Raw genomic sequence first — 21160 nt, 5'->3', positions numbered from 1 at the left:
CTGTAACGACTCGGCCTTAGCCTAGGCGCTCGCTTTTTACCAGGCTACGCCATGCAAACGCCCAACAGCTCTCCGCTGCTTGAGTGTCGGCAACTTCGCAAAACCTTCGGGGCCCATATCGCCCTTGATTCCATCGACCTCCAGGTTGACCCAGGCGAGTGTCAGGTCCTGCTCGGTCCCTCCGGCTGCGGCAAGACCACCTTACTGAATTTGGTCGCAGGGTCTCTGGAGGCGGATGCGGGCACCCTCTCGATCGCGGGCAAGACCATGGATGACCCGGTGCGCGGCATTCACCAGCCGATGCAGACGCGTGGGCTGGCGATGGTCTTTCAGAACCACAGCCTGTGGCCGCATATGAATGTGGCGGAAAACGTGGGTTTCGGCCTGAAGCTGCGGGGTATCCCCCTCCCTCAGCGCCGAAATCAGGTCATGGAGATGCTCGAGCGCCTGCAGATCGGGGCGTTTGCGGAACGACCCATCAGCACTCTCTCAGGTGGTCAGCAGCAGCGCGTTTCGATCGCGCGAGCGCTGGTCGTACAACCACGTCTGCTGCTGATGGACGAACCGCTGTCGGCGCTCGACGCCCGTTTGAAAGAAGAACTGAAGTCCGAGATCGCGATGCTGATCCGGGACACCGGCCAAACCGTGATCTACGTGACCCATGATCAAGGGGAAGCCTTCGCTCTAGGTGACCGGATCGCGCTGATGGCGAACGGCGCCATTGTGCAAAACAGTTCACCCGAGACCATCTACCAGACCCCGAGCAGCCGCTTCGTTGCCGAGTTCATCGGCAACGCAAACATACTGGCGTTTCAACGCCGCGGCGACGAAATTGTCCTCGACAACGCCCTGCGCCTGGCCGCCACCCAAGGGCTTCCGGCCCAAGGACATCTGGTGGTGCGACGGGAGGACATCGACCTGGCCCCCGGCGAGGCGCCGCCTCCCGAGGCTCGCCCCAATGGTGTACTGCCCGGATCGGTGCGTCATTCACGTTTTCTCGGCGACCGGCACGAAATCCTGCTGGATCTCGGTCAAGGCCTGCGGCTGCACGCCTTTCACCGCTCGGCCCTTGCCAGCGGCGAACTGGTCGGCGTACGGCTGGATCTGCAACGTGCACACGTTGTTCGTGCCTAATGAAACGGCTCCGAGTTCTGCTGCCCGCGCTGGCGATCATGCTTGTGGCACTGAGCGGATGTCCGGGACCCACGACGGATGACGACACGCTGGTGGTCTATTCAGCGGGCCCCCGCCCCCTGATCGAGCGCATCGTCCGCGAGTTCGAGGCGCACCACGACATTCAGATCGAGTTGTTCGCCGCCACTACCGGGCAGGTCATGGCGAAGTTGGAGGCGGAACGCTACCGCAATCGCGCGGACGTAGTCATTTTCGCCTCGGAACTCGCAGCCGAGGCCCTGAAGCGCGATGGGCGACTGCGCCCCTATCGCCCACGCGACATCGAACAGACACCGGCCGAGTGGCACGACCCGGACGGCCACTTCCATGCCACGGCGGCGGCAATGGTCGGCATTGCCGTGCGTAACGATCGTCCCGTCGGCGAACATCCATCGATCGATTGGCCCGATCTGATGCAAACCCCGTATGCGGAGCGCACGGTAATGCCATCCCCATCGCGCTCTGGGGCCAGCGGCGACTTCCTGGTGAACTTTGCCCAGGTACGCGGGGATGCATTGTGGCCCGCTTTCGTTGCAGCCCGAGCCAACGGCCTCGACTTCGCAGCCGCCAACAGCCAGGCCATTGGGGGCCTCACGACTGGCGCCTACGACGCGATTCTGGGCGTCGTGGACTATCTCGTCCTGCGCCAGAGCGAGCGCAACCCCGACATCGAGATGCGCTATCCAACCAGCGGCGCCGCCATGGTGCGCAGGCCCATCGTCATCCTCGATCAGGCCCAGGCACCGGAACAGGCCGAGGCCTTTGTCGATTTCTACTTCTCCGAATCGGCCCAGCAGGCGGTCGCCGAGCAACACCTGATTCCCGCGCGGGAGGGCATCGAAAACAGCTCCCTGCGCCAGGCGGCCTACGAAGCCGCACCACCGATCCTCGACCTTGACCGGGGGGCAGCGCTCGCCGCACAGAACCGTCTGTTGCGAAGGTTCCAGCTGGAGGTCGAACGCGCCGAGATCCCACGTCGACCGCGAAGCGGGCAGCCATGACGTCCGTTGCCTCGATATCGCCGCGCCCGTTCATCCTGTCCTGGGCTAGTGCCCGTCTACCGGTGCTGCTGGTCTCGGCGATCTTGTTGATCGGTGCCGGCTACCCCATGGCGCTGCTGTTCCTGACCAGCATCTTCCCCGAAATCATGGGGGGGCGCTTTGACGGTTTCCTCGACGCCTATCGCCGTATTGGCGAGACCGAAGGCATTGGCTCGATGTTGTGGAACTCGTTCGCCTGGGCGGCGGCAACCACCGTGGTCAGCTGGATCTTCGGGGTGCCCTGTGGCTACCTGCTCGCGCGGACCAACCTCCCGGGCAAGCTCTGGGCCCGGCTGTCCCTCCTGGTGCCCATCATGACACCGCCTTACATCGCGGCTCTGTCGTACATCCTGGTCATGCAGGACGGCGGGTTCATCGACCAATTGCTCGGGCCGATGCCAGAAAGCCTCCGCGCCTGGTTCTTCTCCTTCTGGGGCGTAACCCTGGTGATGGCCCTGGCTTCATTCGGCTACGTGGCACTGGCGACCGAGGCCGCACTCTCCGCCATACCCCGCCGGCTAGAGATCGCCGCCGCCCAGCTCGGCGCCAGCTGGAGTCAGACGTTGCGGGTCATTCTGATCCCGTTGTTGTTGCCCGCGCTGTTCAACTCCGGCCTGCTGGTATTCCTCGAGGCCCTGTCCAATTTTGGCGTCCCCGCCGTTCTTGGAACACGCGCGAATCTCCCGCTCCTGCCGGCCGAGATCTTCTATCTGGTAACGAGCTGGCCGCTCGACCTGGCACTGGCCACGGCGTTGTCTTCCCTGCTCTGCCTGGTGGCCCTGATCGCCCTGTACGGCTCGCGCCTGATTGCTAACTTCATGGGGAACGGCCGCTACGAGCCCGAAACCCCGCACCAATTCGAATTGGGACCAAGCCTACGCCTTCTGGGTCTGGCGTGGTTTGGAGGACTGTTCTTCCTGTCTACCCTGCTTCCGTACTTCGCCATGATCATCACGAGCGTGGCGGACCAGTGGCGGGGCACCCTGCCCAGTCTGACCCTGGAGCATTATCGCGCCATCCTGACACCAGGCTCGCGCGGCTCGGAAGCGCTATTCACCAGCCTGTGGCTCGCCTTCGCCGCGGCCACCATCAGCATCTTCCTCGGCGCGTGGATTGCGTATGTCACCTCCTGCACCCGTGGCTGGCTACGGCACGCACTGGAAGGACTCGCCACTCTGCCGCGCGTGATACCCAAGATCGTCCTGGCTGTCGGCCTGATCCTGGCCTGGAACGCCTTCTGGGTACCAGTCTCGCCGTACAACACCGTTTGGATGCTGCTTCTGGCCTACGTGGTGATTTACATCACCGACGCACTGAATTACTCCAACAGCCGCCTGCAGTCGATGGACCCCGGGCTAGAACATGCGGCGTCCATCCTCGGAGCCAGCCGCCAGCGCGTATTCCTAGAGGTCGTCCTGCCACAGCTCAAGCCTGCGCTTCTGGCCGCCTGGCTGACCACCTTCATCGTCACCATGCGCGAGCTCGTAGCCTCCATCCTGCTGCTGCCCCCAGGCGTGGACACCTCCGCAACCTTCATTTTCAACCAGTTCGAACAGGGCGATCTCGCGGTCGCGATGGCCATGGCCAGCATCACCATCGCGTTGAGCTCCATTGTCCTGGTCGTCTTTCAGATCCGGAGCCGCCAACGTGCTCCCACCTGATCACGCCGAGAGGTGTGTGTACCCATCACGTCCGGTTCGCGGGAGTCATGCCGGATGTGTTTTTACCCAAAACTCACAGGAAAAGACCATGAAATCGTTCAAGCCTCATGCACTACTCACCGCGCTAATCAGCGGCGGCCTGCTTGCCTCGCCGGCTCACGCCGGGGACTCCAACTCCGCCCTGATCGACAAGCTGATCGAACGCGGCGTCCTGACCGAGCAGGATGTCCGCGACCTCCGCGAATCCGAGGCGCAGGAAGAACAGCGCCGTGCCGAACAGGTGCAGGCCGAGGATCGGTATCAGGGACTGGAGTATGAACCCACGCTACCGCTGCAAAACGTGGATGACCGCATCCAGGCGCGCAAATTCCGCGTGGAAAGCCAGGACGGAAAAAACCGCTTTGGCCTGCGGGGCCGGCTGATGGTTGACACGGAAGTAGCCAATTGGGATGACAATCTTTCCGAGGCAGCCAATGAAGCCGACCCGATCCCCGAGCATGGCACTTACCTGCGCCGGGCTCGCCTCGGGGCGATCGGTGTCTACAACAACCTTTGGGAATGGCAACTGGAAGTAGACTTCCGCGACAGCGACGTGCGATTCGCCAATGCCTATGTGGCACGACTATTCGATCAGGGTCGTCTCGCGGTCGGCAATTTCAAGGAGCCCTTCTCCCTAGAGAGTTCGACCAGTTCGCGCCGCCTAACGTTCATGGAACGCGCAACCCCGGTCGATGCTTATCGCCCGAGCCGCGAAATCGGTCTCATGTACGAGACGCTCGTCCCTGACTGGTATTTCGCAGCGGGCGTCTTCGGCGGCGACGGGACAGACCGTGATCGCGACGTCAAGGAAGGCTACAGCCTTGCGACTCGAGGGTCCTTTGCCCCGTACATGTCCGACGACACCTTCACGCACCTCGGGGCCTCGTTCAATCACCGCGTCAACGCGACGGACGAAGGTACCCTGGAAGATGTACGTCTACGTTCACGCGAGGGGGCACGTGCGATCGACGTTCGACTGATCGGCCGGAATGACCTTGAAGGCGTCGATTCCTACAACCGCTATGCGCTGGAAGCCGCCTGGGGAAAAGGGCCGTTCTCCCTGCAAGGCGAGTATCTTCGCGTCGATCTTGACCTCGACCGAGAGCAGGTCCTTGATGCACATGGAAGCAACGCAACGGACAAGAGCAGCCTCACACTGGATGGTTACTACGTTCAGGCGAGCTATTTCCTGACCGGCGAACAGCGCAACTACCGGCCGTTCAGCGGGGACTTCGGCGCCGTTCGTCCAAACTCCACGTTTGGTCACGGGGGCACTGGCGCCTGGGAAGTAGCCGCGCGCTATGCCCACGCCGATTCCATGGAACACACCCGCGTGGGGCGCGGGAACAAGATGGACCACTACACCCTTGGCCTGAACTGGTATCCCAATCAGGACATGGTGTTCAAGTTGAACTACATGTACTTCGACTATGAGGGCCGTGGTGGGAAGTCCGACGGCAACCACGTTCTGGCAGCTCGCGCCCAGTTCGAGTTCTAGGCCCGACGGTTGGGCGGGCACACGGACGTTCCCGCCACTTCACAAGTCGCAACCACAGCAAAAGAAAAGGCCCGAACCTTGCGGCTCGGGCCTTTTCGGGATATGGCGTCCCCACGGGGATTCGAACCCCGGTCGCCGCCGTGAAAGGGCGGTGTCCTAGGCCTCTAGACGATGGGGACGTAGAGGCAACGTCTTCTTCTTACTTCCGCTTGCTTACTCGGGTGGGCCCTTGGGCCGGTCTTCCTCGCTACCTGGTGCGCGATGCAGAAGCGTCGTCACCAGACCGTTGAACACCAGCAAAAACCCGACCGGTACCAGCGCGATGAGGGGCTTCGACCAAGTCTGTTCCCCGGTGAGCATCAGCCCGAATCCGCCGATCAATCCGATCACTGCCAGCACCAATCCAACGTAGAGCGATATGACTCCAAAACGATGCATTAATGAACTCGCAGTACCCCTGAGTGGTGGAGCCAGGCGGGATCGAACCGCCGACCTCCTGCATGCCATGCAGGCGCTCTCCCAGCTGAGCTATGGCCCCGTGTCAGGCGAGCGCGTACTGTAGCCAGCACCCCCAAATGTGTCAACCCGCTGCGGCGGAAATTTTCTGCAACGCACGGTCGATACGGGCCAGAACGCGCTCGCGACCAATGAGCACCAACGTGTCATCGATGGGCGGGGACACCGTGCCGCCGGTAAGGGCCACACGCAAGGGCTGCGCCACCTTGCCGAGCTTGAGTTCCAGCCGCTCGCCAGTGTGCACCACCACCTCGTGCAGCGCCTCTTTCTCCCACGCCCCGAGAGCGCTGAAGCCATCGTGCAGGGTTTGCAGCACGGGCTGCGCCTCGGCGGTCAGCTGCTTGCGCGCCGCCTTCTCGTCGTAGTCCTCGAACTCGCGATAGAAATACACGCTGTTCTCGGCCATCTCGCGCAGGGTACGCGCCCGTTCACGCTGCGCGATGACCACATCGCGCAGTTCCGGCCCTTCGGAGGGATCGATCCCCAGCTGCCCCAGGTGCCAGCCCAGTTCCAGCGCGACGTGGTCCGGGTCCAGCGTCTTGATGTAGTGCTGGTTCAGCCACAGGAGCTTGTCCGGGTTGATGGCGGAGGCGGATTGGTTCACGTCCTTGATATCGAACAGGCGAACCAGTTCGTCCAGTCCGAAGATCTCCTGGTCGCCATGCGCCCAGCCCAGGCGCACCAGATAGTTGAGCAGGGCCTCCGGCAGGTAGCCCTCGTCGCGGTACTGCATGACCGACACCGCGCCGTGGCGTTTGGACAGCTTGGCGCCGTCGGGCCCCATGATCATCGGCAGGTGGCCATAGCGCGGCGGCTCCACCCCCAGCGCCTTGAGGATGTTGATCTGGCGCGGCGTGTTGTTCAGGTGATCGTCGCCGCGCACCACGTGGGTGATGCCCATATCCATGTCGTCGACCACCACCGTCAGGTTGTAGGTCGGCGAGCCATCCGAGCGGGCGATGATGAGGTCATCCAGCTCGTGATTCTGGAACGCGACCTTCCCGCGCACCATGTCGTCAACAACTGTCACGCCCTCGTCCGGCGTGCGAAAGCGGATGACCGGCTCCACGCCCTCGCGCGGCTCGGTACGGGCGCGGCAGCGACCGTCGTAGCGCGGCTTCTCCTTGCGCGCCTTCTGCTCCTCGCGCATCGCGTCCAGCTCTTCCCTCGAGCAGTAGCAGCGGTAGGCGTGGCCAGCGGCCATCAGCTGCTCGATCACTTCGCGATACCGGTCGAACCGTTCGGTCTGATAGAACGGGCCGTGGTCATAGGTCAGACCCAACCAGTTCATGCCCTCCAGGATCGCGTTCACCGACTCCGCAGTACTACGTTCCAGGTCAGTGTCTTCAATGCGCAGCACGAACTCGCCCCCATGGTGGCGGGCATACAGCCAGGAGAAGAGCGCGGTACGGGCACCACCGATGTGGAGATAGCCGGTGGGACTGGGAGCAAAGCGGGTACGGAAACTCATGCGCAGGACACTCGATCAGGGGTAGCAAGAATAGGGGGAACTAGGGTAGCAGAACGATACTCCCCGATGACCCTGCAGCCCGGTTTCGGTTGGCTATACTCAAGACAGGCAACCACAGGGGCCTGCGCCGCCCAAAGGAGTCCTAATGAAACCGGTTTCGCTCACCCAACTTGCAACCATCGCTCTGGTCACCGGGGGATTCGCCCTGGCCGCTGGCAGCGCCACCAGCATGGAGCGCGTTTCGGCCGCCGATGAAGCCAAGGTATATTTCATCAGCCCGCAGGATGGCGACACCGTCGAGAGTCCCGTGCGGATCCAGATGGGCCTGCGCGGCATGGGCGTGGCCCCGGCCGGCGTCGAGGCCGACAACACCGGGCATCACCACCTGTTGGTGAACCAGCCGCTGGACGAGGTCGACCTGGATGCCTCGCTCCCCTTCTCCGACCACAAGCGCCACTTCGGAGGCGGTCAGACGGAAGGCGAAATCGAACTGGAACCAGGCACCCACACCCTGCAATTGCTCTTCATGGACTACCGCCACCTCAGCTTCGACCCGCCAGTGACCTCCGACAAGATCACCATCACCGTCGAATAGGCGACACAAAAAAGCCCCCTCCGGACCCGGAGGGGGCTTGTCATCGCCAGTGGCGACCGGTCGCTTATGGCAGTGACGGGATCTCGAACTGCGGCATGTCACCGGTCAGCGCGTGCATGAAGGCCTCCAGGTCCGCGACTTCATCGTCGCTAAACTCCATGCCCAGCATCTCCTGCCCCATGATGCGGATCGCCTCGTCCAGCGTGGCGGTCTCGCCGTTGTTCATGTAGGGGTAGGTCAGGGCCACGTTGCGCAGGGTCGGGGTCTTGAAGGCAAAGCGATCACTCTCCTCCCCGGTCACCAGGTAACGGCCCTCGTCTTCCGAGCCCGGCACCTGGATGCGATGGAAGTGGCTGTCGGTCAGTGCCGGGCCACGGTGGCAGGCGACGCAGCCGTTATCCGCGAACAGCTTCATGCCGCGCATCTGCTGCTCGCTCATCGCGCCCTCGTCCCCGACCAGCCAGCGATCCAGCGGCGAGTTCGGGGTGTTCAGCGTGCGCTGGAAGGTCGCCAGCGCATGGGCCACGTGATCGGCATTGATCACGTTGTCACCGTCATAGTCCGGATAGGCGGCCTCGAACTTCTCCTGGTACTCGTTGAACTCTTCCAGACGCTCGATTGCGTCCTCCAATGGCATCGCCATCTCGATCGCGTCCTGGATCGGACCCAGCGCCTGGCCTTCCAGGTCGTCCTCGCGACCGTCCCAGAACTGTGCCGTGAAGAAGCCGGAGTTCAGCACCGTCGGGGTGTTGCGCTCGCCGACCTGGCCGTCATGACCCACCGCACGCGGGATACGATCCGCCCAGCCCAGCGCCGGGTTGTGGCAGGTCGCGCAGGAGATCACGCCCGAACTGGAGATGCGCGGCTCGAAGAACAGCATCTTGCCCAGTTCGATCTTCTCCTTCGTCATCGAGTTGTCCGCCGGGATCGGCGGCAGCGCCGGCAGCGGCTCGAACACATCCCGGTACTGCGAGTAGTCGGTATCCGCCACGGCGGGCGCGGCCACGCCCAGCGCCAGGGCGGTGCAGGCCGAAAAGATGGCGCTACGAAGATAAGAACGTCGAATCATGGCGCGTCTCCCTGAGATTGGATCGGTGTCGGCGAAGACCGATATAGACTCGGTCCAAATCACCTGAATCCCACCCTATCGACCCGGTATTCGATCGACCAGCGAAATCAGCCCGCCCGTTGATCCAGATCAATCATTGCGGTTGGTCGCTCATCAAACGCGCCTCTTGCCGGCCTGTTTGCACACCAGTACCCTTCGCCCCGCCTCCAGGTGCCCTGGCGTTCCATCGCCGGGGATAATCGGGAAGCCGGTGCGCGAACTGCCGTTCGCAATGCCGGCACTGCCCCCGCAACGGTAGGTGAAGACAACGGATCGACAACCACTGCGCCGCAATTCGGCGTGGGAAGGCGATCCGCCCGGGCACCCCCGCCCGCTTCACGAGTCCGGAGACCGGCCAGGAGGAAACCTGACGCTGCGGCGGGCAAGCGGTCGGGTCGGGCTCGCTGTGTCTATAGTCCCCGACCTCCCCTGGCCCACCCAGCGTCATTCCATCCACGGCGCACGGGGTGTGCGTCCCAGGGAGAATGACTTTGAACAAACCGACCCGACGACCCGGCCGGCCGCCACTCCTGGCTCCGGCCCCGACCCTTCTCGGCCTGTTGATCGCCAGTGGCGGGGCTTCCCCCCTCCAGGCACAGTTCGAATTCGGAAGCGAAGCCGACGACTTCGCCATCACCCTGGACCCGCTCATCCAGGGCCGCTACGCCATCGAGCGGGGCGACGAGGGAACCACCACCGAATTCGACTTTCGCCGCGCCTGGCTGGATACGACGGGCACCCTCTTCCACCCCGATCTTAGTTTTCGCCTGCAGCCCGACTTCAGCAGCGGCGAGCTCTCGATGCGCGATGTCTGGCTCCAATACGCGCTGACCGAGTCCCTCGACCTGCGCGCCGGCCAGTTCACCGTGCCCTTCGGTCTGCCGCGGGACATCGGCGGCCCCAACCGGCTGTTCACCGAGTTGAGCATCGCGGGGAATCAGTTCGAGGTCCCGGCCGGACGCGATACCGGCGTCACCCTACTGGGGGGCGACGGCGACGACCGGGCCTGGGCCATCGGCGTGTTTGACGGTCGCGGCCGCCTTGACCAGCGGGATGACCGACCGTCCACCTCCGGCCACCTGTTCAGCGCTCGGGGGGCCTGGGCACCGGTAGGTACCCTTCCGCGCGACAACACGACCGTCGGCAAGCCGGTCGAGCATACGGTGGCCCACGGCGTCGGCCTGCAGGCGGCGAACCGCAATCACCTGCGCGACTGGACTCGCGGACGGGAGAACCAGGTAAATCAGCAACGCGCCGACTGGGTCACCGCAACGGCCGACAGCGTCGTCAAGTTTGCCCGCACCGCCATTTCAGTCGCCGCCTTCCGCCGCGACGTATCGCCCGATCACGGTCCCTCCTACCACGACCTGGGCGCCGAACTCGAGCTGGCCCAGGCACTGCCCTGGGAGGGGCTAGAGGTCGCCGCGCGCCACGCTGTGCTGCGCCACGACGCCGGCGACGACCTCGGCACCGACGAGCGCTGGCAGCGCGAATGGGGCGCCGGCCTCAACTGGTATCACCGCGGCCAGCGACAAAAGACCCAATTGATGTGGCTGGACCGCGACGCTGGCACTTCAGACTGGGAGCTGCACTTGCAGCACCAGTTCCGCTTCTGAAACCGGAAAGGAGATCCGACATGACTAGAACCACCTTCACACCGGCCCTCCGGGTCACCGGCCTTGTCCTGATCCTGCTCGCCGCCACCGTCGCCCATGCCGGCGAGGTGACGCTTCCGATGCCCGGGCCCTGGGGTGACGACTACAGCGAGACCCTGGACGACCCGGACACAGTGGACGCCACCGAGGCCTTCCAGCGCTTCCGTCAGCAGAGCATGCAGGGCACATCCGCCACCTACCGCAGCATCGAGCAGATCCTGCGTTATGGCGCACCATTCGCCGGACGTCTGCCCGATCTGGCCGAGGAACTGGCGCGCCGCGCCGACGACATCGAAACCTGGTTCGCACGCGAGACACCCGCGCGGCACGGCGAACCCGGAGCCCTGCCCGCGGCCTGGGAAGACCCGGACTTCGCCGAGTACAAGGCCGCCTACCGCGAGGCCGCCCAACAACTACAGCGCAAGGTGGAGTCGGCCGAGGACCTGGGGAACGAAGACTTCCAGCTTCGCGCCACCGAGGCCCTGAACGGCGTGCGCCACCATTGCCTGGCCTGTCACGACAACTACCGCCGCCGCTGAACCGGGTAGGAACCAAGGGGCCGCCTGGCGGCCCCTTTCCGTAATCCTGACCAGGAAGCAACCACCTTCGCCTGCAAGCAGGCTGCCACATCGCCGTGAACCGCAAGACACAAGGAGCCTGCTTGCAGGCGAACACCGGGGCCTCCACAACGCTCACCGGGATCGTCCCTGCCTGCGGAAGATCGAAGACGCGACGCTTAGTCCCCGTCCATGCCCCGATAACGGCGCACGTGCGCCGGGTCGTACAGCGCACTGTCGCGGAAATCGCCCGGATCCAGCGCCGGCCCCACCAGGATCAGCGCCGAACGCCGCGTGGTCAGGGCCACTGCCCGTTCCACGATATTGCCCAGCGAACCGCGCACCACGGTCTCGTCCGGCCAGCTGGCGCGGAAGACGATCGCCACCGGACAGTCGCAGCCGTAGTGCGGACGCAGGTCCTCGACCACGGTCTCGATATTGTGCAGCGATAGGTGGATCGCCAGGGTCGCCCCGGTCGCGGCGAAAGCCTCCAGCCGTTCGCGCTCCGGCATCGACGAGGCCCGTCCCGGCGTACGCGTCAGCACCACCGACTGTGCCACCTCCGGCACGGTCAGTTCGCGCCCCAGGGTCGCCGCGGCCGCGGAAAACGCCGGCACGCCCGGGGTGATGGTGTAGTCGATCCCGGCCGCCTCCAGGCGGCGGATCTGTTCGCCCAGGGCGCTGTACACCGACAGATCGCCGGAATGCAGTCGTGCGACATCCTCACCGGCCGCATGCGCGCGCTGGATCTCGTCCATGATCGCGTCCAGCGTCAACGGCGCGGTGTTGATCACACGCGCCCCCTCCGGCGCATGCTCCAGCACGGCCTCGGGTACCAGTGAACCCGCGTACAGGCATACCGGACAGGCCGCAATGCGATCGCGCCCGCGCAGGGTCAGCAGGTCCGCGGCACCCGGCCCCGCTCCGACAAAATGAACCGTCATGATGACTCCTTGGATAGGTGATGGGCATCGACCCAGGCCACCGCACAGCTGGCCCGCGCTGACAGACGACGCGGCAACAGCAAACGCGCGCCTGCGCCGGCTGCCGCCAGCGCCGCCGCCTCGGCCACCGACCCGACATCGGCGGTTGCACGTGCCCGCCGCGACTCCGTAAGCACTACGCCGTCGCAGTCCGCCAGCGCGGCCGCGGACAGAAATACGAGTTCCAGTTCCAGCTCGCACGCCACCGTCGCCAGCATGGCGCTGTCGCTCTTGTGCGCCGGCGCCGCCAGCTGCCGGGCCCCGATCGCCCCGGCACGCTCCACTCCCGGCATGGCGCGGGCCTCGGCCAGAACCGCACGAATCAGACCCTCCAGCTCCCGCGTCGTACAGGCAGAGGCAAAGCCGACGCCTGGCACGACCCAGGATCCCGCCTGGTTCAACTCCGGTGCAGGGACCACAGGGTCACCGGCCGCAGCGGTTTCCAGCCCGACATCGCGCCCAGCGGTTCCGAGCGACTCACATTGATCCGTGTCAGCTCGCCACCATGGCGCTCGCGCGTCGCCGCCAGCACCGCATCGCCTTCCACCGTCACGCTGTTGGCGACCAGGCGCCCCCCCGGGCGCAGGCTCTCCACGCAGTGTTCCACCAGCCCGGGCATCGTCAGCCCACCCCCGATGAAGATCGCGTCGGGGGCAGACAGATCATCCAGCGCCTCCGGCGCGCGCCCGGAGATACATTGCAGGGCCGGGACCCCTAGGGCACGCGCATTGCGCCGGACCCGCTCCAGCCGCTCCGCACGCGGCTCGATGGCCACGGCGCGGTTCGCTGGATCCGCCAGCATCCACTCGATACCGACAGACCCCGACCCGGCGCCAATGTCCCACAGGCACTCGCCACGCCCGGGCGCCAGCAGGGCCAGCGTTACCGCACGCACCTCGCGCTTGGTAATCTGCCCGTCCTGCTCGAATTGATCCTCCGGCCGGCCGGCGCTCGCCGCGATCACGGAGGCCGTCGAGGACGCACGGCATTCCAGGGCGATCGTGTTCAGCGGATCCACCCCACATGTCCTCCATTCCGCCACCGTGGCGGCCTCTACGCGCTCCGAGGCCCCGTCCAGTTGTTCCAGAACGGTCAGGGTCGAGGCCCCGAAACCCAATTCATCGAGCCACTGGGCCAACTCGCCAGGCGTCTCACCGTCGCGGCTGAGGATCAGCAGCCGCGCGCCGTCGTGCAGCCACGGGCGCAGCGCCTCCATGGGCCGGCCGTGGACCGACAGGCAGCGGGTCTCCTGTAGCGGCCAGCCCATGCGCGCGGCGGCCAGGCTGAACGCCGATGGCACCGGAAACACGCGGGTGGCTTCCACCGGGAAACGCCGCAGCAATGTCGTGCCAACCCCGAACCAAAACGGATCGCCGCTGGCGAGCACGCACAGCGGCTTCCCCGCTCGCGCCTCGATCCAGTCGAGAGCAGTCTCCAGCGGCGAGGGCCACAGCAGACGTTCCTGCCCCGGCTGCGGCGGCAGCATCTCCAGATGCCGGGCCCCACCGATCACCGTGGTCGCCTGCGCAACGGCCTCACGGGCCTCCGTTGCCAGTCCGGACAGGCCGTCCGCGCCCACACCGACAATGTTCAGCCATGGCGTTCGTTCGCTGTTCGTGGCTAGACTGGTCATCCTCATGAGCTCCCGTTCATCTCCTGACTCCAGCCCCAGGGCAGCTCGCCCCCGGCACGTTCTGCTGCTGGGCGGCACCACCGAGGCCGCAGCGCTGGAGCCGCTGCTGGATGCGCACCCGCGGCTGCAGGCCACCGTCTCGCTGGCCGGGCGCACCCGAAAACCGGGGCCGTCGCGGCTGCCTCGGCGCACCGGCGGGTTCGGCGGCGCCGACGGCCTGGCCGCCTGGCTGCACGCACACGCGATTGACGCACTGGTGGACGCGACCCACCCGTTCGCGCGGCAGATCTCGGCCAACGCCGTCACAGCCGCACGCAACACCGGCATCCCGCTGGCCCGACTGACCCGGCCGTCGTGGGAGGCCGGGCCGGAGGACCGCTGGATCCGCGTGCCCGACCTCGCGGCCGCCGCCCGCGCCCTTCCGGATATCGGCCGACGCGTGCTGCTGACCACCGGCCGCCAGCACCTAGAGGCCTTCGAGGCCGCGCCCGAGCTGGACTACGTGATCCGCACCATCGACCCGCCGGAACCGCCGCCGGCGCTGCCGCGGGTCACCTGGATCCACGCCCGGGGCCCGTTCACGGCCGAGGACGAGGCGTGCCTCTTGCGGGAACACGCGATTGACGTTCTGGTGACCAAGGACAGCGGCGGCGATGCCACGGCCGCCAAGCTGCAGGCGGCTCGCGAACGGGGTATCCCGGTCGTGATGGTCGAACGCCCGCCGGACGCCCCCGGGGTGCCACGATTCCACGCCCCGCAGGCGGTACTCGACTGGCTGGAGGATCTCCCGGACGCACACGGCTAACGCGGCTCCCGCCTCATTCCGCCGACTCGACATAACGCGGGGTGTACACATGCCGCCGGCCCGACGGACGCTCCACCACCCGGGTGGACGCGGCACCCACGATCACCAACGTGCTCATGTTCGCCGTGGTCGGGTCCACTTCGCCCAGGGAGGAGATCTGCACGTCTTCGCGTTCGCCGCGGCCCACCGCGGTGGCCAGCACAACCAGGGTGTTCGGCCCCTGCACCTCGCGTACGATGCCCAGTGCCTCGCCCAACTGCCAGGGACGTGCGCGCGAGATCGGGTTGTAGAAGGCCATGGCGAAGTCGGCCTCGGCCGCCAGCCGCACCCGACGCTGGATCAGCGACCAGGGTTTGAGATTGTCCGACAGCGAGATCACGCAGAAATCGTTCCCCAGCGGTGCGCCCAGTCGCGCGGCGGCCGCCTGCATCGCCGAAACCCCGGGGGCCACATCCACCTCGACGCCCCCCCAGCGCCGAGCTTGCGCCCCTTCCAGGGCCTCGAAGACCGCCGCTGCCATCGCAAACACGCCCGGATCGCCGCCCGAAACCACCGCCACGTCCCGCCCCTCGGCAGCCATGTCCAGGGCGTGGGTTGCGCGCGCCAGTTCCTCGCGGTTGTCAGAAGCGTGCACACGGTGATGGGCGCTCGCAATCCGTTCCAGGTACGGCCCGTATCCCACCAGATCGGTCGCCGCTTCGAGACGGGCAGCGACCTCCGGCGTAATCCATTCCGGCCCGGCTGGCCCCACCCCGACCACACTCAACCGACCAACCGCCTGATCGCCATCCCCGCTCATCGCCGAACCCCGCGCCCAGGAATCACGATCATCGAGAAATAGGGCACCTGCTCCGGGATCGCGGACAACGGCAGGACCCGCTCCTCCGGCGTACTCGCGCGCTCCACGTACCAGGCGCGCTCGTCCAGCCCCAGCTCCTGAAGGACACCGACCACCGCATCGCGATGGGTTCCGACCTTCATGATGACCGCCGCATCGGTCCCCTGCAGGGCCTGGCGCAGATCGTCGATCGGCATCGTGCCGGGGATCACGGTGAGCAGGTCATCCCGCATAGTCAGCGGCGTCGACAATTGCGCAGCCGAGGCCATCATCGAGGTCACGCCAGGGACCACGTGGGTGGGAAACCGATCCTTCAGTCGCAGGTAGACGTGCATGAACGATCCGTAGAAGAACGGATCGCCCTCGTTCAGCACCACCACCGAACGCCCGGCTGCCAATTCGGCGGCCAGCTGCTCGGCGGCAGCGTCGAAAAACTGCTCGATGCGGCGGCGATACTCGTCGGAGCCGTGCGGGATCTCATTGGTCACTGGATACTCCAGCGGCATCTCCTGCTGCCCCGTACCCAGGTGGGCGTCCACGATGGCGCGCGCCTGGCCACGACCGCCTCGGCGACAGAAGTAGGCCACCACCGGGCTCTCGGCAATCAGCCGCGCGGCCTTCAGCGTCAGCAATTCGGGATCACCGGGCCCGGTGCCCACGCCGTACAGACAACCCGCGGTCTCGGGTTCATGCAGGTTGGGGGATGTCGTCATATCCGGTCACTCGCGAAGGCGTTGATGGCCGCCGCGGCCATGGCACTGCCACCCCGGCGTCCGAAAATGGTCAGGTAATCGAGGTTCAGCGGGCTGGCGGCCAGCGCCTCCTTGCTCTCCACCGCGCCAACAAACCCCACCGGGATACCGAGCACGGCGGCCGGCCGCGGCGCGCCCTGGTGCAGCATCTCCAGCAGGTGAAACAGCGCCGTAGGTGCATTGCCAATGGCCACGACCGCGCCGTCCAGGTGCGGTCGCCACCATTCCAGCGCCGCGGCCGAACGCGTGGTGCCCAGACGCTCGGCGGCCGCCGCCACCCCGTCCTCCCGCAGGCTGCAGATCACCGGGTTGTCCGCCGGAAGCCGGGCCCGCGTGATCCCGTGCGCCACCATGTTGCTGTCGCACAGGATCGGCGCGCCGGCGGCCAGCGCATCAATGGCCGCCCGGGCCACGCCGGCCGAAAACCCGACGTCCCGCGGCAGGTCGGTCATGCCGCAGGCATGGATCATGCGCACCACCGCAGGCACCAGCTCCTGTGGGAAGCGGTCCAGTTCCGCCTCGGACCGGATAATCGCGAAGGACTCCCGGTAGATGGCCGCCCCGTCGCGGATATAGTCGGGTACGGCCCCGGCCGTATCGCTCTGCGTCATGCTGAATCTCCGTTGTTCATCTTCGCGTTCATACGTCTCGTCAGCACTGTTCCCTCCAGCCGTTGCAGGGCCTCGATCCTCGACTCACTCCCGCCACCCTCTTCGCGGGCGATAGCATCGAGGGCCGCGAGGGCCAGCTCGACTTGCCCCGGCTCCAGCCTCGTCAGGACGGTCTCCCATCGCACGGGGGCGCGTTGCAGCGCCAGCTCATAGCGGCCTTCCCGCGCCGTGAGCAGGACCTGCGCATTCGCGGGACGCCCACAGTGCTTGTCGCAGCCACTCACATGCACCTGCCCGCCCCCCCCAAGCAGCCCGCAGGCAGCGGCTGCCTCTGCATCCGCCCGCGTGGCGGTACTGCCCGCGGAGCAACCCGTCTGCCCGATACAGGCACTCACCGCCAGGCGCGGGTCGTCCGGATCGGTCACGCCACCCCACTCGGTGACGCGGTCCGGCTCCACAGGAGGTACCCCGGTCAGAAGCAGGCTGCGCCACGGCGTCAGCCGCAAGCGTCCGTCGTGCGCCCGGATATGCTCGGCCAGCCCCTGCAGCGCCTCGGCGCGCAAGGCCCCGAACGGAAACACGATCCCGAAGGCGCGCCCGTTCAGACACATCCCAATCCCGGCATCCGCGTATCCGGGGATCCGCGCCGCGACCCAGTCGCCGCCCGGGAGCACCCGCTCCAGCCCCGGCGGCGTCAACGCCTCGGGGCCAAACCGGGCCACGGCGCCAGCCAGCCGCCCCGGCGGATCCACATCGCCTACGCGCAATGCGACGAATCGTTCGAGCACCGCCAGGGCAACGTCCACGACCTTCTCCGGGCGCGTCCAGCCAAGCACCGTGGCCGTGCGACTGGACGCGCCCACGGCCACCCGAAACCACACCCCTCCCAGCCCCGTACAGGCCTCCAGCCGCAGGTCCGCCGGCACTCTATCCAGCGGCAAATCGCCGCCGGCCTCTACCAGCACCCCCACCTTCGGCGGCAGTGCCCGCAGACGCGGGTACTCCCCCAGGGCCCGTTCGAGGGCCCGTGCGAGGGGCTGCACATCTATGGCTGCCTCCGGATCGATATCCGACACCGGGGCCACCAGGACATTGCGCACCGCCTCCACCACGGGATCGTGGTCGGCCAGACCCGCGTTCTCCAGCTCGGCGCGAGCCGGTTCCAGCCCCGCGGTGTCCAGACCACGCAACTGCAGATTGCCGCGGCTGGTCAGCTCCAGGGCACCGGAACCAAAATGCCGCGCCACCTCCGCGAGGGTCTGCGCCTGCCCCGCATCCAGCCCCCCGATCGGGTGCCGCACCCGCATCAGCAGACCGTCCCCGGTGCTCACCGGCGCGGCCACCCCCGGACAGGCCCGGCGCACCCGTGAACGATCGGTACTCATGGTTTCACCCTGCCCGCGCTCATGTCCGGATCCGCACGCCACGCGCCACCAGGGCCCAGGCCAGCCCGCCGACGACGAGGGTCACCCCCACGAGGACCCAGAAGGTCGTGGCCCAAGCGAAGGACCCGGTCCCCAGAAGACCGTAGCGAAACCCCTCGATCATGTAATACAGCGGGTTCAACACCGCCAGGGACTGCCAGGGCTCCGGCATCCGTTCCACCGGGTAGAACAAGCCTCCCAGGTAGATCAGCGGGGTCAGCACGAACGTGGCCACCACGGAGGTATGGTCGAAGCTGCGCGCATACAGGCCGTTCAGAAGCCCGGCCAGGGCGAACAGCAAGGCGCTGATCAGCGCAATCCCCAGCGTGGCCGCCAGGTGGTGCAACTGGAGATTGGTAAACGGAATCGCGACCAGCGCCACCAGCGCACCCGCCAGCAGCCCGCGAATCACACCGCCGGTGGCGAAGCCCGCCACAATCAGCCAGGCAGGCAGCGGCGCGACCAGCAGTTCCTCGATATGTCGCTGCAGCCGTGCGCCGTAGAACGCCAGCGTCACATTGCTGTAGGCATTGGTGGCCACCGCCAGGATGATCAGGCCGGGCAGGATGAAATCGGCGTAATCGACACCCCGCATGGTGCCGAGCTCACGCCCGATCAGGTGACCGAAGATCACCAGGAACAGGACCGTCGTCACCACCGATGGCAGGAGGTTCTGCACCCAGGCGCGCAGGAAACGCCGCACCTGTTTGACCACCATCCCGCGGTAGGCAAATCCGTAAGCCGCGAGTCTCATGTCCCCCTCCCCGGCGGTGCGGCAGCGCGTTCCGCGATGCGCTGCAGGAACAGCGACTCGAGCCGGTTGCGCTTGTTGCGAACCCCCGCGACACGCACCCCCCTTGCGCCCAGGCGGTCGAACAGGTCATTCACCTCCATGCCCTGAGGCAGGTCGACCTCCAGGGTCCAGCGATCGGTCAAACGCATCGCCAACCCCTCCAGCGCCGGGGCCGCTTCCAGCGGCACGTTCAGTTCCAGCACCAGGGTCTGCACGTTCAGCCCGTGCAGCAGTTCGCCCGTATCACCGCGCGCGACGATCTCGCCCTGGTCCAGGATCGCCAGGGTGTCGCACAGGGTCTCGGCCTCCTCCAGGTAATGGGTGGTCAGGAGGATCGTCACGCCATCTGCGTTCAAGCCACGCAACAGCTCCCAGGTGGCATGGCGCCCCTCCAGGTCCACCCCCGCCGTCGGCTCGTCCAGGAGCAGGACGCGAGGGCGGTGCACCAGGGCCCGGGCAATCATCAGCCGCCGCTTCATGCCCCCCGACAGGCCCCAGGCCGACTGTTCGCGCCGGTCCAGCAGACCCGCCTGTTGCAGCACCTCGCCGGTTCGCTCACGCGCCCGCCTCGGGGACAGCCCGTAGTAGGCCGCCTGGGCCTCGACGATCTCACCCACCGGTTCGAAGCTGTTGAAGTTGACCTCCTGCGGTACCACGCCCATGCACGCCTTCGCCGCAACCGCCTGCGTGGCCACGTCGTACCCGCAGACCCGGATCGAGCCCCGATCCGCCCGCACCAGCGTGGTCAACAACCCCACCAGGGTGGTCTTGCCGGCCCCGTTCGGCCCCAGCAGGCCGAAGAAGCGGCCCGCCGGCACCTCCAGATCCACGTTCGCCAGCCCCACCCGGCCACCGGCGTAGCGCTTGGCCACCGACTGCAGGGCAATCGCCGCGGCCGTCATGGCGCGAGCCCCTCGGCACCATCCGCAAACCCGACGATGCGGCCCGCCCGATCCACCGCGCAGACCTCCAGCGCCGTGGTCTCCGGCAACATCCCGCGGGCCCGCTGCCAGGCGCGCGCGCTGATCCGGTCGGCCAGCGCCACACCCTGTTCCAGGCAGTCCGCAAGGGCCTGGGCACTGGTGTTGGCCGCGCGGATGCGCGCCACCAGGTCCGGGCTGGCGCCCAGATCCGCGGCTTCCCCCGCCAGGGCGTCGAGATCGATGCGCGACTTGCGGCTATGGGCATCCAGGTGCCCGGCCGCGAACTTGCTGAGCTTGCCGAAACCCGCGGCCAGCACCACCGCGGGCAGGGGGTGGCGCCGCAGGTACTTCAGCGCCGCCCCGAACAGATCCCCCATCTCGATCAGCGCCATGTCGTCCAGGCTGTAGCGATCACGCACCGCCGCCTCGCTGGTGCCGCCGGTACAACAGGCCACGCGCGGAGACGCGTTGGCGCGGGCCACGTCGATGGCCTGATGGATGGATGCGATATAGGCGGCACAGGAAAACGGCCGCACGATCCCGGTCGTGCCCAGGATCGAGAGACCCCCGAGGATGCCCAGGCGCGCGTTCATGGTCCGTTCGGCAATCCGTTCGCCGCCATCCACGCCAACCGTGACGCGAAAGCCCCCGCTGTAACCGGTCGCCTCGGCGAGCGCCTCCAGGTGGCCCTGCATCATGCGCCGCGGGACCGGATTGATCGCCGGTTCGCCCGGTGCCAGCACCAGACCCGGACGCGTGACCGTACCCACCCCGGCGCCCGCCATGAATTGGACGCCGGGCGCACCGCGCAGGGTCACCTCGACCCAGACCCGCGCCCCGTGGGTCGCATCGGGATCGTCGCCGGCATCCTTGATGACCCCGGCGACCGCACCACCCGGGGTCGGTTCCAGGTCGTTCAGTGCCAGGTTTACCACCTGTCCCCTGGGCAGGGTGACCTCGACCGTCTGGAGCCGCTGCCCCTCCAGCAGCCAGCGAGCATCGGCGACGGCGGCCGCGGTCGCGCAGACACCGGTGGTCAGACCGGTGCGCAGGCGCCCGGTGGTCTCGGGCGTCTCCGGGCGCAT

21 protein-coding genes, 2 tRNA genes and 1 riboswitch are annotated in these 21160 nt (G+C 66.7%); of the genes, 8 read left to right on the top strand and 15 right to left on the bottom strand.

What is annotated here, in order from left to right:
• The first annotated feature begins 51 nt into the window (after positions 1 to 51).
• The 4 genes from D579_RS0104535 (at position 52) to D579_RS0104520 (ending at position 5411) form a co-directional block, all read left to right on the top strand.
• On the top strand, positions 52 to 1134 hold the full coding sequence (locus tag D579_RS0104535; RefSeq protein WP_018951237.1) for an ABC transporter ATP-binding protein: 1083 nt from the start codon (positions 52 to 54) through the stop codon (positions 1132 to 1134).
• A complete protein-coding gene (locus tag D579_RS0104530) occupies positions 1134 to 2174 on the top strand; it encodes an extracellular solute-binding protein (RefSeq protein ID WP_018951236.1) in 1041 nt (346 codons plus the stop codon). The genes D579_RS0104535 and D579_RS0104530 overlap by 1 nt, the downstream gene beginning before the upstream one ends.
• Positions 2171 to 3874 (top strand): iron ABC transporter permease, encoded by a 1704-nt coding sequence (locus D579_RS0104525; RefSeq protein WP_018951235.1) that lies wholly within the window; start codon positions 2171 to 2173, stop codon positions 3872 to 3874. The genes D579_RS0104530 and D579_RS0104525 overlap by 4 nt, the downstream gene beginning before the upstream one ends.
• Before the next feature lie 88 nt (positions 3875 to 3962).
• Complete coding sequence (locus D579_RS0104520; RefSeq protein WP_018951234.1) at positions 3963 to 5411, top strand: OprO/OprP family phosphate-selective porin; 1449 nt, start codon at positions 3963 to 3965, stop codon at positions 5409 to 5411.
• 103 nt (positions 5412 to 5514) lie between these two features.
• On the opposite strand, the gene D579_RS0104515 is transcribed toward D579_RS0104520, so the two are convergent.
• From D579_RS0104515 to gltX, 4 genes are all read right to left on the bottom strand, one after another.
• Positions 5515 to 5590: transfer RNA gene (locus D579_RS0104515), tRNA-Glu, on the bottom strand.
• Between the two features lie 34 nt (positions 5591 to 5624).
• Positions 5625 to 5849, bottom strand: a complete 225-nt coding sequence (locus tag D579_RS0104510; RefSeq protein WP_019568239.1) for a hypothetical protein — start codon at positions 5847 to 5849, stop codon at positions 5625 to 5627.
• A 24-nt stretch (positions 5850 to 5873) separates the two neighbouring features.
• Positions 5874 to 5949: transfer RNA gene (locus D579_RS0104505), tRNA-Ala, on the bottom strand.
• A 42-nt stretch (positions 5950 to 5991) separates the two neighbouring features.
• Positions 5992 to 7398 (bottom strand): glutamate--tRNA ligase, encoded by a 1407-nt coding sequence (gene gltX, locus D579_RS0104500; protein ID WP_018951233.1) that lies wholly within the window; start codon positions 7396 to 7398, stop codon positions 5992 to 5994.
• A gap of 145 nt (positions 7399 to 7543) precedes the next feature.
• Between gltX and D579_RS0104495 the strand changes: the two genes are divergently transcribed.
• The gene (locus D579_RS0104495; RefSeq protein WP_018951232.1) at positions 7544 to 7993 is read left to right on the top strand and encodes a DUF4399 domain-containing protein; all 450 of its coding nucleotides are present in this window, start codon (positions 7544 to 7546) and stop codon (positions 7991 to 7993) included.
• Positions 7994 to 8057: 64 nt separating this feature from the next.
• On the opposite strand, the gene D579_RS0104490 is transcribed toward D579_RS0104495, so the two are convergent.
• Complete coding sequence (locus D579_RS0104490) at positions 8058 to 9062, bottom strand: cytochrome-c peroxidase (RefSeq protein WP_018951231.1); 1005 nt, start codon at positions 9060 to 9062, stop codon at positions 8058 to 8060.
• A gap of 191 nt (positions 9063 to 9253) precedes the next feature.
• Positions 9254 to 9476, top strand: a riboswitch (cobalamin riboswitch).
• A gap of 110 nt (positions 9477 to 9586) precedes the next feature.
• Here D579_RS0104490 and D579_RS0104485 point away from each other — a divergent pair.
• Complete coding sequence (locus D579_RS0104485) at positions 9587 to 10717, top strand: porin (RefSeq protein WP_038032275.1); 1131 nt, start codon at positions 9587 to 9589, stop codon at positions 10715 to 10717.
• Positions 10718 to 10737: 20 nt separating this feature from the next.
• Entirely contained in the window at positions 10738 to 11295 is a 558-nt protein-coding gene (locus D579_RS0104480; protein ID WP_018146006.1) for a cytochrome c, read from the top strand.
• A gap of 197 nt (positions 11296 to 11492) precedes the next feature.
• On the opposite strand, the gene cobM is transcribed toward D579_RS0104480, so the two are convergent.
• From cobM to D579_RS0104465, 3 genes are read right to left on the bottom strand one after another with little or no spacing between them, the layout of a single operon-like run.
• Positions 11493 to 12257, bottom strand: a complete 765-nt coding sequence (gene cobM / locus D579_RS0104475) for a precorrin-4 C(11)-methyltransferase (protein WP_017942390.1) — start codon at positions 12255 to 12257, stop codon at positions 11493 to 11495.
• Positions 12254 to 12697: a cobalamin biosynthesis protein gene (locus tag D579_RS0104470; protein ID WP_018146007.1), complete on the bottom strand. Its 444-nt coding sequence runs from the start codon at positions 12695 to 12697 to the stop codon at positions 12254 to 12256. Before D579_RS0104470 ends, cobM begins: the two co-directional genes overlap by 4 nt.
• Positions 12694 to 13929 carry a bifunctional cobalt-precorrin-7 (C(5))-methyltransferase/cobalt-precorrin-6B (C(15))-methyltransferase gene (locus tag D579_RS0104465; protein WP_026182137.1) on the bottom strand — a complete coding sequence of 412 codons (1236 nt, stop codon included), beginning with the start codon at positions 13927 to 13929 and terminating at the stop codon, positions 12694 to 12696. The genes D579_RS0104470 and D579_RS0104465 overlap by 4 nt, the downstream gene beginning before the upstream one ends.
• A gap of 4 nt (positions 13930 to 13933) precedes the next feature.
• On the opposite strand from D579_RS0104465, the gene D579_RS0104460 reads away from it, so the two are divergent.
• Positions 13934 to 14734, top strand: coding sequence for a cobalt-precorrin-6A reductase (locus D579_RS0104460; RefSeq protein WP_026182138.1), 801 nt, complete (start codon positions 13934 to 13936; stop codon positions 14732 to 14734).
• 13 nt (positions 14735 to 14747) lie between these two features.
• Here the strand turns inward: D579_RS0104460 and cobJ are convergent, their stop codons facing one another.
• Genes cobJ through D579_RS0104425 form a run of 7 tightly spaced genes read right to left on the bottom strand, consistent with a single transcriptional unit; the run spans position 14748 to position 21160 of the window.
• Entirely contained in the window at positions 14748 to 15533 is a 786-nt protein-coding gene (cobJ, locus tag D579_RS0104455) for a precorrin-3B C(17)-methyltransferase (RefSeq protein ID WP_018146010.1), read from the bottom strand.
• Entirely contained in the window at positions 15530 to 16285 is a 756-nt protein-coding gene (locus D579_RS0104450) for a precorrin-2 C(20)-methyltransferase (protein ID WP_018146011.1), read from the bottom strand. The genes cobJ and D579_RS0104450 overlap by 4 nt, the downstream gene beginning before the upstream one ends.
• Positions 16282 to 16935: a precorrin-8X methylmutase gene (locus D579_RS0104445; protein WP_018146012.1), complete on the bottom strand. Its 654-nt coding sequence runs from the start codon at positions 16933 to 16935 to the stop codon at positions 16282 to 16284. Before D579_RS0104445 ends, D579_RS0104450 begins: the two co-directional genes overlap by 4 nt.
• On the bottom strand, positions 16932 to 18320 hold the full coding sequence (gene cobG / locus D579_RS0104440; RefSeq protein ID WP_018146013.1) for a precorrin-3B synthase: 1389 nt from the start codon (positions 18318 to 18320) through the stop codon (positions 16932 to 16934). Before cobG ends, D579_RS0104445 begins: the two co-directional genes overlap by 4 nt.
• A 19-nt stretch (positions 18321 to 18339) precedes the next feature.
• A complete protein-coding gene (locus D579_RS0104435) occupies positions 18340 to 19113 on the bottom strand; it encodes an ABC transporter permease (RefSeq protein ID WP_081612133.1) in 774 nt (257 codons plus the stop codon).
• A complete protein-coding gene (locus tag D579_RS0104430; RefSeq protein ID WP_018146015.1) occupies positions 19110 to 20054 on the bottom strand; it encodes an ABC transporter ATP-binding protein in 945 nt (314 codons plus the stop codon). The genes D579_RS0104435 and D579_RS0104430 overlap by 4 nt, the downstream gene beginning before the upstream one ends.
• Positions 20051 to 21160: a cobalt-precorrin-5B (C(1))-methyltransferase gene (locus D579_RS0104425; RefSeq protein WP_018146016.1), complete on the bottom strand. Its 1110-nt coding sequence runs from the start codon at positions 21158 to 21160 to the stop codon at positions 20051 to 20053. The genes D579_RS0104430 and D579_RS0104425 overlap by 4 nt, the downstream gene beginning before the upstream one ends.

The organism is Thioalkalivibrio sp. AKL12 (assembly GCF_000377925.1).
Lineage (GTDB): Bacteria > Pseudomonadota > Gammaproteobacteria > Ectothiorhodospirales > Ectothiorhodospiraceae > Thioalkalivibrio > Thioalkalivibrio versutus.
This window is presented reverse-complemented; position numbering and strand designations above follow the sequence as displayed.

What these genes read in the sequence shown, in the direction of transcription:
- D579_RS0104535 (WP_018951237.1), top strand. Translation starts at nt 52, where the DNA reads ATGCAAACGCCCAACAGCTCTCCGCTGCTTGAGTGTCGGCAACTTCGC.
- D579_RS0104530 (WP_018951236.1), top strand. Translation starts at nt 1,134, where the DNA reads ATGAAACGGCTCCGAGTTCTGCTGCCCGCGCTGGCGATCATGCTTGTG.
- D579_RS0104525 (WP_018951235.1), top strand. Translation starts at nt 2,171, where the DNA reads ATGACGTCCGTTGCCTCGATATCGCCGCGCCCGTTCATCCTGTCCTGG.
- D579_RS0104520 (WP_018951234.1), top strand. Translation starts at nt 3,963, where the DNA reads ATGAAATCGTTCAAGCCTCATGCACTACTCACCGCGCTAATCAGCGGC.
- D579_RS0104510 (WP_019568239.1), bottom strand. Translation starts at nt 5,849, where the DNA reads ATGCATCGTTTTGGAGTCATATCGCTCTACGTTGGATTGGTGCTGGCA.
- gltX (WP_018951233.1), bottom strand. Translation starts at nt 7,398, where the DNA reads ATGAGTTTCCGTACCCGCTTTGCTCCCAGTCCCACCGGCTATCTCCAC.
- D579_RS0104495 (WP_018951232.1), top strand. Translation starts at nt 7,544, where the DNA reads ATGAAACCGGTTTCGCTCACCCAACTTGCAACCATCGCTCTGGTCACC.
- D579_RS0104490 (WP_018951231.1), bottom strand. Translation starts at nt 9,062, where the DNA reads ATGATTCGACGTTCTTATCTTCGTAGCGCCATCTTTTCGGCCTGCACC.
- D579_RS0104485 (WP_038032275.1), top strand. Translation starts at nt 9,587, where the DNA reads ATGACTTTGAACAAACCGACCCGACGACCCGGCCGGCCGCCACTCCTG.
- D579_RS0104480 (WP_018146006.1), top strand. Translation starts at nt 10,738, where the DNA reads ATGACTAGAACCACCTTCACACCGGCCCTCCGGGTCACCGGCCTTGTC.
- cobM (WP_017942390.1), bottom strand. Translation starts at nt 12,257, where the DNA reads ATGACGGTTCATTTTGTCGGAGCGGGGCCGGGTGCCGCGGACCTGCTG.
- D579_RS0104465 (WP_026182137.1), bottom strand. Translation starts at nt 13,929, where the DNA reads ATGACCAGTCTAGCCACGAACAGCGAACGAACGCCATGGCTGAACATT.
- D579_RS0104460 (WP_026182138.1), top strand. Translation starts at nt 13,934, where the DNA reads ATGAGCTCCCGTTCATCTCCTGACTCCAGCCCCAGGGCAGCTCGCCCC.
- cobJ (WP_018146010.1), bottom strand. Translation starts at nt 15,533, where the DNA reads ATGAGCGGGGATGGCGATCAGGCGGTTGGTCGGTTGAGTGTGGTCGGG.
- D579_RS0104450 (WP_018146011.1), bottom strand. Translation starts at nt 16,285, where the DNA reads ATGACGACATCCCCCAACCTGCATGAACCCGAGACCGCGGGTTGTCTG.
- D579_RS0104445 (WP_018146012.1), bottom strand. Translation starts at nt 16,935, where the DNA reads ATGACGCAGAGCGATACGGCCGGGGCCGTACCCGACTATATCCGCGAC.
- cobG (WP_018146013.1), bottom strand. Translation starts at nt 18,320, where the DNA reads ATGAGTACCGATCGTTCACGGGTGCGCCGGGCCTGTCCGGGGGTGGCC.
- D579_RS0104435 (WP_081612133.1), bottom strand. Translation starts at nt 19,113, where the DNA reads ATGAGACTCGCGGCTTACGGATTTGCCTACCGCGGGATGGTGGTCAAA.
- D579_RS0104430 (WP_018146015.1), bottom strand. Translation starts at nt 20,054, where the DNA reads ATGACGGCCGCGGCGATTGCCCTGCAGTCGGTGGCCAAGCGCTACGCC.
- D579_RS0104425 (WP_018146016.1), bottom strand. Translation starts at nt 21,160, where the DNA reads ATGCGCCCGGAGACGCCCGAGACCACCGGGCGCCTGCGCACCGGTCTG.